Below are 13,895 nucleotides of genomic sequence, written 5' to 3'. Positions count from 1 at the left end.
CTTTTGTCGCGTTCCTATGCCTGGGTCAGCGGAAGGTCACCGAGCCCGGGTAGTGGCCCGCCGAGCACACGAACGCCAGCCTCCCCGCCGCCGGCACGCCGAGGTCGATCCGCCGCTCACCGCGTTCCGGCAGCAGCACCGACACGCCCCGCGAAGGGATCTCGAACGCTCGGGTGCAGCCCCGCGTCCCGTCGGTGCGCAGCACCAGGACCGTCGGCACGCCCGCGCGCGCGGCCAGCAGCGCGGGCCGGTACCCGCCGTCGAGCGCGTGCACCGTGACGGTCTGCCCCGCGGGCCCCTGGGCGACGAACCTGGCGTCGATCGCGACAGGTGCTCGCGCCGTGTCGAACCAGCCGCCGAGGCGCAGCCCGCCCACGACGGTCCACCCGGCGACGGCGAGCAGCACCGCGCCGAGGGCGCGGGCGAGCCGCCCGCGCAGCAGGCCCGCGCCGAACCCGAGCACGCCGGTGACGGGCGCGGTGCCGAGCACGAACCCCGCCATGACCGCCGCGCCTTCGGCCGCCGATCCGGACGTGACCGCGAGCAGTTCCGCCGAGACCGTCAGCCCGCACGGCACGAGCACCGTGGCCGCCCCGATCAGCCACGCGCTGCGCAGCCGCGAGGGCCCCGCGCACTTCCGCCTGCGCCGGACGGGCACCCCGAGCAGGTCCAGCGCGAAGTACAGCACCAGCACCCCGGACACGACCAGCAGCGCCCCCCGCACCTCCGCACCGGGCCGCACCGCCTGCCCGACGACCCCGAGCAGCGCCCCGAGCGCCGTGTGCGCCACGAGCTTCGCCCCCAGGAACACCCCCACATGCCGCCCGACCGGCCCCCCTTCCCGCACCACCCCCGCCAGCAGCCCCGTGTGCAGGACCCCGCACGTCGTGGCCCCCGCGAGCAGCCCGCCCCCCACCCCCGTCACGAACAGGACCGAAACGCTCACCCGACGTGTCTGCCCCGGTGAAAGATCGTCAAGCTCCGGGTCAGGACACCCTCACCCGGAGGCCACAGGCTCGGGGGTCAGGGGCGGGGGAACAGGTCCGCGAGGATGCCGCCTGTTTCGGTGTGGCGGCCGGCGGCGGGGGAGTCGAAGACGACCAGGAGTTCGTCGTCGATGAGGGCGATGCCTTCGGCGTGGTCTTCGCCCTGGCCGTGGGGGAGGTCGCCCAGGCGTTCCAGGTCGGGGACGAAGGCGGGGGCCGTGGTGCGGACGGCGTCGCGCCAGCGGAAGAGGCGCACAGGGCCGCTCAGGGCCATGGAGGGGCCGGCCAGGACGAGGAGGTCGTCGCCGTCGGGGCACAGGTCCCGGATGCCGAGGCCGTCGAGGTCGAGGAAGTGGGTGTGGTAATGCTCGCCGTTCAGCGCGCGCAGGCGGAGCCGTCCGGGGGAGTCGGGGTCGGATTCGGGCCAGATCTCGACGAGCACCGCCCAGCCGCGCAGGACGGGGCCGCGGAACCCGACGTAGATGCGGTCGCCGTGCAGTGCGACGCCCTCGACGTCGACGCCGTTGTCCTTCGACGGGATCGCGAAGAACGGGCCGAGGTGCGGATCGTCGGCGAGGAGTTCGGCGAGGGAGTCGCCGCGTCCGCCGAGCACCTCGGCGCGCCTTCCGTCCTTCGCCTCGCGCACCGGCACCGGCAGCCCGTCCGCGCCCTCCTCAAGGGGGATGCGCACCAGGATGTACCGGTTCTCCTCGCGCACGATGGTCGCGAGCCGCTTGCGGGACTTCGCCGGGGAATGACCGAGCTTGACCCGCTTGCGCTTGAGGCTGTGCGACCCGACCGCCCACAGCCATCCGCCGCCGCTGGCCAGCCCTTCCAGGTCGGCCTCCTCGTCCGGCCCGGCCGGCAGTTCCACCAGGTCGGCGAGCCGGTAGGTGATCTGGCCGTCGTACCCGGTGACCTCGCCGTCCGGCCCGCGCACCTCCGTCAGCCGCTCGATCGTGGCGGTCTCGTCGCCGGCGAGCCACAGGCAGCGCCCGTCGTGGCGCACCGCGGAAAGGTTGACATGCGTTTCGGCCGCCCGGCTCTCACTGCCGAAGACGAGCTCGATCTGACGTGCTGCGATCACGGTCCGATGCTTCCATACCGAAAAATCAGCGAACAAGCGGTTTGGCCTACTGTTCCGCGCGTCCTTCGTCACCCAGCCGTCCCCGTAGCAGCTCGGCCTGCTCGCGCAACTGCGCCGCCTGCCGCGCGAGCTGCCGGTTCTTGTTGTGCAGCTCCACGAACACCGACACCTTCGCGCGCAGCACCCACGGGTCGAACGGCTTGGAGATGAAGTCCACCGCGCCCGCCTGGTAGCCGCGGAAGGCGTAGTCCGGGTCGCTGTTGACCGCGGTGAGGAAGATGATCGGCACGTCCCGCGTGCGCTTGCGGCGCTTGATGTCGCGGGCCGTCTCGAACCCGTCCATGCCCGGCATGACGACGTCCAGGAGGATCACCGCGTACTCGTCGGTGAGCAGCGCCTTCAGCGCCTCCTCGCCCGACCGCGCGCGCACGAGGTCCTGGTCGAGGGACGACAGGATCGCCTCCAGGGCGATCAGGTTCTCCTCCCTGTCGTCGACCAGCAGGATCTTGACCTTCTCGTTCACCCGATCGGTCACTCGCTCGCCCCCGTGCGCTGGAGCCACGTGCGCATCACGTTCAGCAGATGGTCGACGTCGACGGGTTTGGGCACATAGTCTGACGCGCCGGAGGCCAGGCTGTCCTCCCGGTCCCCCTGCATCACCTTGGCGGTGATGATGACGATCGGCAAGTCCGCGAACTGAGGCATCTCCCGGATGGCGGCGGTCGTGGCGTACCCGTCGAGGCCCGGCATCATCACGTCCATCAGGACCAGCGCCACGTCCGGGTTGTGCTGCAGGACGTCGATCCCGGCCTGCCCGTCCTCGGCGTACAGGACGTCCATCCCGTAGCCCTCAAGGACGCTCGTGAGAGCGAAGACGTTGCGCACGTCGTCGTCCACGATGAGCACCTTGCGGCCGGTGAGGACCGAGTCGTTGTAGTCGGCGGGGGCCTCGTCGTCGGGGAGGCCGGAGAGCATCGGCGGCTTCGGCAGGGAGACGGGCGGCGCGGGCGGCAGCGGGGGCAGCAGCTCGGGCAGCTGCCCGTCGAACTCCACCGGCAGGTACAGCGAGAACGTCGACCCCTCGCCCGGCCTGCTCTCCACCCGGATCTCGCCGCTGAGCAGCCGCGCGATGTTCCGGCTGATGGACAGGCCGAGGCCGGTGCCGCCGTACCTGCGGCTCGTCGTGCCGTCGGCCTGCTGGAACGCCTCGAAGATGAGCTGGAGCTTGTCCTCGCTGATGCCGATGCCGGTGTCGGCGATCCGGAACGCCACGAGCGAGTCGGCGCCCTGGAGCGTCGGCGAGGCGACCTCGGAGGAGGACGCCTCCTCGATGACGAGCCTGACCTCGCCCTCCTCGGTGAACTTCACCGCGTTCGACAGGAGGTTGCGCAGCACCTGCTGCAGGCGCTGCTCGTCGGCCACCAGCATCTGCGGGGTGCCGGGCTCGATCCGCACGTCGAAGCCCAGCCCCTGGTCGACCGCGAGGGGGCGGAACGTCGCGTCCACGTACTCGACGAGCCGGCGCAGCTCCAGCGGCTGCGGATGCACGTCCATCTTGCCCGCCTCGACCTTCTCCAGGTCGAGGATGTCGTTGATGAGCTGGAGCAGGTCGGTGCCCGAGTCGTGGATGGTCCGCGCGAACTCCACCTGCTTGGCCGTCAGGTTGCCCTCGCCGTTCTCCGACAGCAGCTTGGCCAGCACGAGCAGGCTGTTCAGCGGCGTGCGCAGCTCGTGGCTCATGTTCGCCAGGAACTCCGACTTGTAGCGCGACGACACCGCGAGCTGCTCGGCGCGCTCCTCCAGGGTGCGCCGCGCCTGCTCGATCTCGAAGTTCTGGATCTCGATCGCGCGGTTCTGCTTGGCGAGCAGCGCCGCCTTCTCCTCCAGCTCGGTGTTGGAGCGGCGCAGCTCGGCCTGCTGGCGCTGGAGCTCGTCCGAGCGCTCCTGGAGCTCGCGGGTGAGGCGCTGCGACTCCTCCAGCAGCGCCGCGGTGCGGGTCGTCGCGATGATGGCGTTGATCGTGACGCCCATCGTCTCGGTGAACTGGTCGAAGAAGTCCAGGTGGACGTCGGTGAAGCCGTCGAAGGTGGCGAGTTCGATGACGCCGAGGAGGTGGTGCTCGAAGACGACCGGCATGACGATGACGCTCGCCGGAGGCGCCTCGCCCAGCCCGGAGGTGATCCGCAGATAGTTGCGCGGCACCTTGTGCACGAGGATCGTGCGCCGCTCTTCGGCGACCTGCCCTACGAGGCCTTCGCCGAGCTGGAACCGGCCCCTGCCTTCGCTGCCCGCCGGAAGCCCGTAACCGGCCGTCAGCACCAGCTCGGAGTCCTTGGCCAGGTACAGCGCGCCGAACTGGGCGCCGACGGTGGGCGTCAGCTCGTTGACGATGAGCTGGGCGACCTGGAGAAGGTCGCGGTGGCCCTGCATGAGGCCGGTGATGCGGGCCAGGTTGGTCTTCAGCCAGTCCTGTTCCTTGTTCGCCCGCGTCGTCTCCCTGAGGTTGGCCACCATCAGGTTGACGTTGTCCTTCAGTTCCGCGACCTCGCCGCGCGCGGCCACGTCGATCTCGCGCGTCAGGTCGCCGCTGGCCACGCCGGAGGCGACCTCGGCGATCGCGCGGACCTGCGTCGTCAGGTTCGACGCCAGCTCGTTGACGCTCTCCGTCAGCCGCTTCCATGTGCCGGACACGCCCGCCACCTCCGCCTGCCCGCCCAGGCGCCCTTCCGAGCCGACCTCCCGGGCGACGCGGGTGACCTCGGAGGCGAACGACGACAGCGTGTCGACCATCGTGTTGATGGTGGTCTTCAGCTCCAGGATCTCGCCGCGCGCGTCGACGTCGATCTTGCGGGTGAGGTCGCCGTGCGCGACGGCCGTGGTGACCTGCGCGATGTTGCGGACCTGGCCGGTGAGGTTGGTGGCCATGTTGTTGACGTTCTCGGTGAGGTCCTTCCAGACCCCGGAGACGCCCCGCACCTGCGCCTGGCCCCCGAGCCGTCCCTCGGTGCCGACCTCCCGGGCGACGCGGGTGACCTCGTCGGCGAAGGCCGAGAGCTGGTCGACCATCGTGTTCAGGGTCAGCTTCAGTTCGAGGATCTCGCCCTGCGCGGGCACGTCGATCTTGCGGGTCAGGTCGCCCTGCGCGACCGCCGTCGCGACCTGCGCGATGCTGCGGACCTGGCCGGTGAGGTTGGTGGCCATGTTGTTGACGTTCTCGGTGAGGTCCTTCCAGACCCCGGAGACGCCGCGCACGTTGGCCTGCCCGCCGAGGTTGCCTTCGGTGCCGACCTCTCGGGCGACGCGGGTGACCTCGTCGGCGAAGGCCGACAGCGTGTCCACCATCGTGTTGACGGTGTCCTTCAGCTCCAGGATCTCGCCCTGGGCGTTCACCGTGATCTTCTTGGACAGGTCGCCGTACGCGACGGCCTTCGTCACCTGGGCGATGTTGCGCACCTGGTACGTCAGGTTCGTCGCCATGAAGTTGACGTTGTCGGTGAGGTCCTTCCACACGCCCGACACGCCGCGCACCTGGGCCTGCCCGCCGAGGTTGCCTTCGGTGCCGACCTCTCGGGCGACGCGGGTGACCTCGTCGGCGAAGGCGGAGAGCTGGTCGACCATCGTGTTGAGGGTCAGCTTCAGTTCGAGGATCTCGCCCTGCGCGTCGACCGTGATCTTCCGGCTCAGGTCGCCCTTGGCCACCGCGGTCGCGACGCCCGCGATCCCGCGCACCTGGCTGGTGAGGTTCGACGCCATGTTGTTGACGTTGTCCGTGAGGTCCTTCCAGACCCCGGAGACGCCCCGTACGTTGGCCTGCCCGCCCAGCCGTCCTTCCGTGCCGACCTCTCGGGCGACGCGGGTGACCTCGTCGGCGAAGGCCGAGAGCTGGTCGACCATCGTGTTCACGGTGAGCTTCAGCTCCTGGAGCTCGCCCGCGGCCTCGACCGTCACCTGGCGGGTCAGATCGCCTTTGGCCACCGCCGTCGTCACCACGGCGATGTCGCGGACCTGCGCCGTCAGCCGCCCCGCCATCGTGTTCACCGCGCTCGTGACGTCCCGCCAGCGGCCCGACATGCCGCGCAGCGACGCCTGCCCGCCCAGCCTGCCCTCGATGCCGACCTCGCGCGCGACCTGGGTCACCTCGGAGGTGAACTCGTCGAGCTGGTCCACCATCAGGTTCACCGAACGCGCCATCCGCAGCAACTCGCCGCGCAGCTGCCGCCCGCCTTGACGCAGTTCCACCTTCTGCGACAGGTCGCCCGCCGCCACCGCCTCCACGACCCGCGCCATCGCCGTCGACTGGCCCGTCAACGTGTCCAGGAGGGCGTTCGTGGCGTCCACCGAGGCCGCCCACGACCCCGTGCCAGCCCCCTGCGCCAGCCGCTCCTCGATCCTGCCCTCGCGCGACACCTCTTTGCGCACCCGGGCCAGCTCGTGGTGCTGGTGCGCCGTCCGCTCCCGGATCTGGTCCACCAGCAGGGTCCCGGCCGCCACCGCGCCGTCTGCCCCGATGATCGGAGGGTGCTCCCGGAAATCGCCGTCGCGCAGCCGCGTGAGGGCCAGCAGCAGCGGCTCCAGATCCGCGTCGCTGTACCTGGGGGTACGGTCGAGCCGTGAATCCAAAGCAGTGGTCCGAGGCATAGGCTGAAGCTCCTAAGAAGTCCAGTTAGGCAGTCTGCCACTGATCGAGTCGACGACGGGACCGAACCATGACGACATCGGCGGAACTCGCCGACCGGACCTGGCGCGGATGGATGACCTACGTCGCGGAGGCCAGCGAGCTGCTCGCCGGGACCCTCGATCCCGGCGGGATCGTCGCCCTCACCGCGCAGATCGTCGTACCGCGCCTGGCCGACTGGTGTGTCGCCTACACCACAGAAAGTACGTCCCCGGTGTACGTCTGGCATACAGACGAGGAGCAGTCCGACGCGCTCAAAGAACGGCTGGAGGCCGACGGCCGCCCTGCGGAAGGCCCGCCCGTGCCCTGGGGGAACACGGATCTGGCCTGCACGATACCCCTGGTCGCGCGCGGTAGGACCCTCGGCGCGATCTGCGTCGGCCGCGCCGTCAAGTTCCCGCCCGACCACTACGACCTGGCCGAGGAGATCGTCCGGCGCGCCGCCCTCTCCCTCGACAACGCCCTGCTGTACGCCGAGCAGAAGGCCACCAGCCTCGCCCTCCAGCGCAGCCTGCTGCCCCCGGAGCTGCCTTACCTGCCCGGCTTCGACCTCGCCGTCGCCTACCACCCGGCGGGTGAGGGCGCCGAAGTAGGCGGCGACTTCTACGACGTCTTCGCCTGCCCGCCCGGCCCTGGCGGCGAAGCCCGCTGGCGCTTCGCCATCGGCGACGTGTGCGGCACCGGACCCGAGGCCGCGGCCGTCACCGGCTTGGCCCGCCACGCCCTGCGCATCCTCGGCGGCGAGGGCATGGCCCTGCCCGACGTCGTCGGACGGCTCAACCAGCTGATCATCGACGAGGGCAGCCGAGGCAAGCTCCTCACCCTCCTGCACGGCGAACTGACCGCATCCGGTGCCCTCACCCTCGTGTGCGCCGGACACCCGCCGCCCCTGATCCTCGCCCCCGACGGCACCATCGCCGACGCCGCCACGCCCCAGCCCCTGCTCGGCGTCATCGAGGAGATCGAGTTCACCGCCGACGTCCTGTCCCTGAAGCCCGGCCACGTGCTGTTCTCCTGCACCGACGGCGTGACCGAGCGCCGCGACGGAGACGTCCTGCTGGGCGACGGAGACGGCCTGGAACGCCTCCTGTCGTCCTGCGCCGGCCTCAGCGCGGGCGCGGTCGTCGCCGCGGTGGAAAGGGCCGTGGACGGCTTCTCTCCCGAAGCGGGCCACGACGATATGGCGATCGTTGTTCTGCGCGCCAACCGCTGAGGGGATATGTTGGGACGGTGGGTTTGGCCTTGCAGACGACACGCACCGAAGACCGGGCGGCGGTGGTGACCGCGCGCGGCTCGATCGACCTGCACTCCTCCGAGAGTCTGCGCGGCTGCCTGGTGGAACTCGTCGACACCGGGCACACCGAGATCGTGCTCGATCTCACCGCGGTCGACTTCTGCGACTCCTCCGGCCTGAACGTCCTCGTCCGGGCCTACAAGCACGCCCGCGCCGAGGGCGCCGCGCTGACCGTCACCGGTGCCTACGGCCGCGTGGAGAACGTGCTGCGCACCACCGGCCTGGATCGCTTCCTCATCCGCCAGAGCTGACCCGGGGAGGCATCCGATGCCGACGACGGAGACCAGCCTCCGCGCCGCGCCGAGCACCGAGGCCGTCGAACTGACCCGGCGCCTGGCCGCGCGCACCATGCGGTCGTGGAACCTGCTGAAGGCCGAAGAGGCCGTCACCGCGATCGTCGCCGAACTCGTCGCCAACGTCGTGCAGCACGCCCGCACGCCGCTGGAGCTGCGCCTGGCGCTGCTGGACGGCAGGGTGCGCGTCGAGGTCCGCGACCGCGACGACCGGATGCCCGTCCCCAGGACCGCCGACATCCTCGCCGAAGGCGGACGCGGCATGTTCCTGGTCGAGGTCTACTCCACCCGCTGGGGTGCCGAGGGCGCGCCCGGTGGGGGGAAGGTCGTGTGGGCCGAGGTCGACATCGACACCGAAGCCGAACCCGGCCCGCAGGGCGTCAGCCGCGGTACATCTCCGCGACCATGAACGCCAGGTCCAGCGACTGCTGCCGGTTGAGGCGCGGGTCGCAGGCCGTCTCGTAGCGCTCGTGCAGGTCGCTCTCGGCGATCTCGTGCGCGCCGCCCACGCACTCGGTGACGTCGTCGCCCGTGAACTCCAGGTGGACGCCGCCCGGGTGGGTGCCCAGCGCCCGGTGCACCTCGAAGAAGCCCGCGACCTCGTCGACGACGTGGTCGAGGTGCCGGGTCTTGTGGCCGGAAGGCGCCTCGAAGGTGTTGCCGTGCATCGGGTCGCAGATCCACGCGATCGGCGCGCCGGAGCGGGTGACCTTCTCGACGAGTTCGGGCAGCACCTCGCGGATCCTGCCGGCGCCCATGCGGGTGATGAAGGACAGCCTGCCGGGCTCGCCCTCGGGGTTCAGCTTGTCGATCAGCGCGAGCGCGTCGTCCGCGGTGGTGGTCGGGCCGAGCTTGACGCCGATCGGGTTCTTGATGTGGCGCAGGAACTCCACGTGGGCGCCGTCGAGCTGCCGCGTGCGCTCACCGATCCACAGGTAGTGCGCGGACACGTCGTAGGGCTGGCCGGTGCGCGCGTCGATGCGGGTCAGCGCCCGCTCGTAGTCCAGCAGCAGCGCCTCGTGGCTGGAGAAGAAGTCGACCTCGGAGAACTCCTCCGGCTCGATCCCGCACGCCTTCATGAACGCCAGCGCCCGGTCGATCTCGGCCGCGAGCAGGTCGTAGCGGCGGCCGGCGGGGCTGGCGGCGACGAAGTCCTGGTTCCAGGCGTGGACCTGGCGCAGGTCGGCGTAGCCGCCCTTGGTGAAGGCGCGGGTGAGGTTCAGCGTGGTGGCCGCCGAGAAGTAGGCGCGCAGCAGCCGCTTGGCGTCGTTGCGCCGGGCCTCGGGGGTGAACTCCAGGCCGTTGACCATGTCGCCGCGGTAGGCCGGCAGTGTCACGTCGCCGCGGGTCTCGGTCGGCTTGGAGCGCGGCTTGGCGAACTGGCCCGCCATCCGGCCGATCTTCACCACGGGGACACGCCCGGCGTAGGTGAGGACCACGGCCATCTGGAGGAGGGTCTTGATCTTGTTGCGGACGGCGTCGGCGCCGGAGCCCTCGAAGGTCTCCGCGCAGTCACCGCCCTGGAGCACGAACGCCTCGCCCCGGGTGACCGCCGCGAGTCTCTCCTTCAGCTGGTCGCACTCGCCGGCGAACACCAGCGGCGGCTGGGTGGCGAGCTCGGCGACCACCGCGTCGAGTTCCGCGGGGTCGGCCCACTCCGGCTGCTGGAGGGCTGTCAGTTTCCGCCACGCGTCGAGGTCGGGCGTCGGGCTGCTCTGAGTGCTCACCGACTCAGGTTAGATCAGGGTCAGGGTGCTCGTCACGGTGGCGCTACGCCGCCGCGGCGGTCTTGGCCTCGGCGTGGCGCTCCAGTGTCGAGTCCAGGACGAGCTGGCGGAGTCTGCGCAGCGAGCGGTCGGTGATCTGGCGGACCCGGTTGTGGCTCAGGCCGTAGCGGGCGCCGATCTGCGCGTAGGACTGCGGCTCGCCGTTGTCCATGCCGAACCGAGCGCGCAGGATCGCCTGCTCACGGGCGGGAAGGCGCTCCAGCATGCGGGCCAGGCCCTCCAGGTCGTCGGCCGCCACCACCTCGGTCTCCGGGGTGATCGCGTCCGGATCCTGGAGGAGGGTGCCCATCGGGGTCTCGCCCTCGTCGTCCACGCTCGCGTCCAGGCTGGCCGGATCACGTCGCCAGCCGAGCAGCTCGTCGACGTGCTCGGGAGTCGTGTCCAGCGTCTCGGCCAGCTCCTCGCGGTTGGGGTCCCGGCCCAGCTCACGGCCCAAGGTCCGCTCCGCGCGGCGCAGCCTCGACAGCTCCTCCTCGACATGCACGGGCAACCGGATGGCGCGCGCGGTGTGGCTCAGCCCGCGTCCGATCGCCTGGCGGATCCACCATGTCGCGTAGGTGGAGAACTTGTAGCCCCGCTGGTAGTCGAACTTCTCCACCGCGCGCATCAACCCGAGGTTGCCCTCCTGGATGAGGTCGATCAGCGGAAGCGACTCGGTGGGGTACTTGCGGGCGATCGAGACCACGAGCCGGAGATTGGCCTCCACGAAGCGCTGCTTCGCCACAAGGCCCTGCTCGGCGACCTCCTGGAGCTCTTCCAGCGAGGCGCCCTCCGGCAGCTCCTCGCCGTCGATCAGCACCCCGTCGATCAACTGCTGGGCGAACAGCCCTGCTTCGATGGCCTTCGCCAGTTCGACCTCCTCGACCGCGTCGAGCAGGGGCCGACGCCCGATCCTGTCGAGGTAAGCGCCGACGAGGTCCTTGTCGGGGGTGTCCACTGTCGCGCCTCGAGTTGCAGCCATCCCGGCCCTTCTCTGCTTGAGCGTTCCCTACACTGCCAACGTTAATTACGGCTCTGTGATTCCCGTTTTCGTCAGGGAATAGCCAAGCGCCGTACCGCTGCTCTACGGGGTGCCCACTGCGAGGGCCTTCCAATACCGCCCAGAACGGGAGAACACGCCATGGCGACGGTTCAGTTGACCGAGACCACCTTCGACGAGGTGGCACAGCGCGAAGGCATCGTGCTGATCGACTTCTGGGCCTCGTGGTGCGGCCCCTGCGTCCGGTTCGCCCCGGTGTACGAGAAGGTGTCCGGCGAACACGAGGACATCACCTTCGGCAAGGTCGACACCGAGGCCGAGCAGGCCCTGGCCGCCCGCTTCGACGTGCGGTCCATCCCCACGATCATGGCCGTGCGCGACGGCGTCATCGTCTACGCCGAGCCCGGGGCGCTCCCCGAGGCCGCCCTGGAGGACATCATCCGCCAGGTCCGCGAACTCGACATGGACGACGTGAAGAAGCGCCTCGCCGAAAGCTGAGGCCCCGGGGGGCGTCCGGTCGCCTGGCCCCGGACGCCCCGAGCCCGACCACGGCCGTCTAAGGACGGCCCTAGCCTTGTCGACGTGTTGAGCGACGTCGTTGACCTTCTCGCCTGTCCGATCTGCGCGGACGGACTCGCCCTGGACGGGCGGACCCTTCGCTGCTCGTCGCGGCACACCTTCGACATCGCCAAGCAGGGCTACGTCAGCCTCCTCCAAGGCGGCGCCCATACCGGCACCGCCGACACCCCTGCGATGGTCGCCGCACGAGCCGACTTCCTCGACGCGGGCCACTACGCGCCCCTGGCCTCGGCGCTCGCCGAGCTCGCCTCAGGCACCGTCCTCGACGCCGGGGCCGGCACGGGCCACTACCTGGCCGCCTGCCTGCGCGACGACTCCTTGGGCCTCGCCCTTGACCTCTCCAAGCACGCGATGCGCCGTGCCGCCCGCATCCATCCCCGCGTCGGCGCCGTCGTGGCCGACCTGTGGAGCCCGCTGCCCGTACGCGACGAGATGGCCGACACCGTCCTCAACGTCTTCGCCCCCCGCAACGCCCCCGAGTACCGCCGTGTCCTCCGCCCGGGGGGCCGCCTTCTCGTCGCGACCCCCGGCCCCGACCACCTCGCCGAACTCGTGGGCCCCCTGGGCCTGCTGTCCGTCGACCCCCGCAAGGACGAACGCCTGGCCCACTCCCTGGGCGACCACTTCACCCCGGCTGACAGCAGCCGGCTCACCATCCCGCTCACCCTCACCCGCGAGGAGGCGGTCACCCTCATCTCCATGACCCCCAGCGCCCACCACATCCCCGAGGACACCCTGCGCGCTCGCCTCCCCGACACCGGCACGATCACCGCCACGGCCCACGTACGCCTCGGCGTCTACACACCCGCCTGAACGGCCCCCGGGGGCGTCGGGCCGCGGCGATCTCCAGGAGGACGTCGGAGACGGCACACGGGCCGGTGATCATGAGGGCGTGGCCGGTGTCCATGTCCCACAGGTGCCCGCGGGCGTGCCGCGGTGGTCAGGCCGGGGTGGCGAGCGTCGAGTGCACACGGCAGGAACAGCGGGATCCGCCGGATCATCTCGATGATCGGGTCGGCGACGTTGACGAGGGACTCGCCCACGGCGGGGGTCGCGGCGTCCAGGTGGACCGGCTTGTCCACGCGGCCCGCGGCCCGGCCGGCTGCGCCGGTGACCCTCCTTACGCCGTTGGGTCAGCGGGCGGTGCGGGCGAGTTCGAGGACGAGCTGGGGGAGCTCGCCGGGGGTGGCGGTCGGGGGGTGGGGGAGGCGGGTGAGGTCGTGGACGAAGGACAGAGAGACCGAGCGGATGAGGGAGTGCAGGAGGAGGCTCTGGAGGGACTGACCGGCGCGGAGCCAGAACTGTGGGCCATCGGCGGGAGTGGTGAGGACCGCGGTCTGGGGGCCGCCGCTCTGGGGGAGCAGGTGAAGAGATGTGCCCTCCAGGCGGGCGACTTCTGCGAGCTCCTGGAGGACGGGCGCGGGAGGGCGCTGGTCCCCATAAGGCTGCCGGGTGGGGAGCGGTTGAAGGCCGGCCGCGTAGAGGAGGCGTTCGCCGGGGCGGGAGCGGTGCGGGCCCGTCAGCCGGACGGTGGCCAGCAGGGTGGGATGGCCGCGGTCGGGCAGGAGGCGGACGACGGTCTGGCAGCCGACCTGCGCGGCCGAGAGGCGGAGGTTGTAGAGGGCGGCGCCCGCGCTCAGATGGAGGGCGCGGCCCCTCGGGTCGGACCCTGACGGGATGCGGGACCTGTCGGTGTGGACCTCGACCGCGCCGGGAAGCGCCACGAGCCGGGCGCCCCGGACCTCGGGGAGCGCGGGGGCCAGCGCTCCGGCGACCACGAAACGGCTGGCGTTCCGCTCGTTGAGCGCGCCCGCGACGGCCGCCGACGGCACCGCGACTCCTCTCCCGCGACGATCGCGCGGACCCGGATGACCGACGCCGGAACCTGCCCGCGCCGAGGCCATCGACGTACTCGCCTGCTCCCGGGCACCGGCGCACGGGACGAGGCAGAAGGTACAGAATCGGGTGTGTCGGGCGCCACCCTCGTTCGGTTTGCACCCGCGCGATCCGATGCGTAAGCTCAGCGAGCCGATCCGGAAAAACCCATGCGAGCCGTCGTGCTCGCGGGCTAACCTGGTCAGGTCGGCCCGTTGAGGGGACGCAGGACGCCGGAAGGCGGCCGGCCCCGGTGGGACTCCACTCCAGCAAGAATCTGCGGACTCTTCGAAGTTCGGGCTTATTGCTGTGCGTGGAAATGGGCCGAAGTGTGGAATGG

General features: G+C 70.9%; 11 protein-coding genes and 1 pseudogene. 5 read left to right on the top strand and 7 right to left on the bottom strand.

What is annotated here, in order from left to right:
* Nucleotides 1-25 precede the first annotated feature (25 nt).
* The 4 genes and pseudogenes from ACYVOM_RS37630 to ACYVOM_RS37615 all read right to left on the bottom strand — a co-directional run bounded on the left by ACYVOM_RS37630 (nucleotide 26) and on the right by ACYVOM_RS37615 (nucleotide 6,711).
* Complete coding sequence (locus ACYVOM_RS37630; protein WP_460308393.1) at nucleotides 26-946, bottom strand: urease accessory protein UreH domain-containing protein; 921 nt, start codon at nucleotides 944-946, stop codon at nucleotides 26-28.
* Between the two features lie 77 nt (nucleotides 947-1,023).
* Nucleotides 1,024-2,073 carry a DUF3616 domain-containing protein gene (locus ACYVOM_RS37625; RefSeq protein WP_460308392.1) on the bottom strand — a complete coding sequence of 350 codons (1,050 nt, stop codon included), beginning with the start codon at nucleotides 2,071-2,073 and terminating at the stop codon, nucleotides 1,024-1,026.
* 64 nt (nucleotides 2,074-2,137) lie between these two features.
* Nucleotides 2,138-2,596 (bottom strand): annotated as a pseudogene (locus tag ACYVOM_RS37620) (response regulator); the annotation flags it as partial.
* Nucleotides 2,597-2,604: 8 nt separating this feature from the next.
* A complete protein-coding gene (locus ACYVOM_RS37615) occupies nucleotides 2,605-6,711 on the bottom strand; it encodes a hybrid sensor histidine kinase/response regulator (RefSeq protein WP_460308391.1) in 4,107 nt (1,368 codons plus the stop codon).
* Between the two features lie 68 nt (nucleotides 6,712-6,779).
* Here ACYVOM_RS37615 and ACYVOM_RS37610 point away from each other — a divergent pair, with 68 nt between their 5' ends.
* Genes ACYVOM_RS37610 through ACYVOM_RS37600 form a run of 3 tightly spaced genes read left to right on the top strand, consistent with a single transcriptional unit; the run spans nucleotide 6,780 to nucleotide 8,744 of the window.
* Nucleotides 6,780-7,961, top strand: coding sequence for a PP2C family protein-serine/threonine phosphatase (locus ACYVOM_RS37610; protein ID WP_460308390.1), 1,182 nt, complete (start codon nucleotides 6,780-6,782; stop codon nucleotides 7,959-7,961).
* Between the two features lie 17 nt (nucleotides 7,962-7,978).
* Nucleotides 7,979-8,293, top strand: coding sequence for an STAS domain-containing protein (locus ACYVOM_RS37605; protein WP_460308389.1), 315 nt, complete (start codon nucleotides 7,979-7,981; stop codon nucleotides 8,291-8,293).
* Nucleotides 8,294-8,309: 16 nt separating this feature from the next.
* A complete protein-coding gene (locus ACYVOM_RS37600; RefSeq protein WP_460308388.1) occupies nucleotides 8,310-8,744 on the top strand; it encodes an ATP-binding protein in 435 nt (144 codons plus the stop codon).
* Here the strand turns inward: ACYVOM_RS37600 and ACYVOM_RS37595 are convergent.
* Both ACYVOM_RS37595 and ACYVOM_RS37590 read right to left on the bottom strand, forming a co-directional pair.
* Nucleotides 8,716-10,062, bottom strand: a complete 1,347-nt coding sequence (locus ACYVOM_RS37595) for a class II 3-deoxy-7-phosphoheptulonate synthase (protein ID WP_460308387.1) — start codon at nucleotides 10,060-10,062, stop codon at nucleotides 8,716-8,718. The genes ACYVOM_RS37600 and ACYVOM_RS37595 overlap by 29 nt on opposite strands.
* A 43-nt stretch (nucleotides 10,063-10,105) precedes the next feature.
* Nucleotides 10,106-11,083, bottom strand: a complete 978-nt coding sequence (locus tag ACYVOM_RS37590; RefSeq protein ID WP_460308386.1) for a sigma-70 family RNA polymerase sigma factor — start codon at nucleotides 11,081-11,083, stop codon at nucleotides 10,106-10,108.
* A 159-nt stretch (nucleotides 11,084-11,242) separates the two neighbouring features.
* Here ACYVOM_RS37590 and trxA point away from each other — a divergent pair, with 159 nt between their 5' ends.
* Both trxA and ACYVOM_RS37580 read left to right on the top strand, forming a co-directional pair.
* A complete protein-coding gene (trxA, locus tag ACYVOM_RS37585) occupies nucleotides 11,243-11,599 on the top strand; it encodes a thioredoxin (RefSeq protein ID WP_460308385.1) in 357 nt (118 codons plus the stop codon).
* A gap of 84 nt (nucleotides 11,600-11,683) precedes the next feature.
* The gene (locus tag ACYVOM_RS37580) at nucleotides 11,684-12,493 is read left to right on the top strand and encodes a putative RNA methyltransferase (RefSeq protein WP_460308384.1); all 810 of its coding nucleotides are present in this window, start codon (nucleotides 11,684-11,686) and stop codon (nucleotides 12,491-12,493) included.
* A gap of 320 nt (nucleotides 12,494-12,813) precedes the next feature.
* On the opposite strand, the gene ACYVOM_RS37575 is transcribed toward ACYVOM_RS37580, so the two are convergent.
* On the bottom strand, nucleotides 12,814-13,512 hold the full coding sequence (locus tag ACYVOM_RS37575; RefSeq protein WP_460308383.1) for a hypothetical protein: 699 nt from the start codon (nucleotides 13,510-13,512) through the stop codon (nucleotides 12,814-12,816).
* Nucleotides 13,513-13,895 lie beyond the last annotated feature (383 nt).

This window comes from Actinocorallia aurea (assembly GCF_054783995.1).
This window is presented reverse-complemented; position numbering and strand designations above follow the sequence as displayed.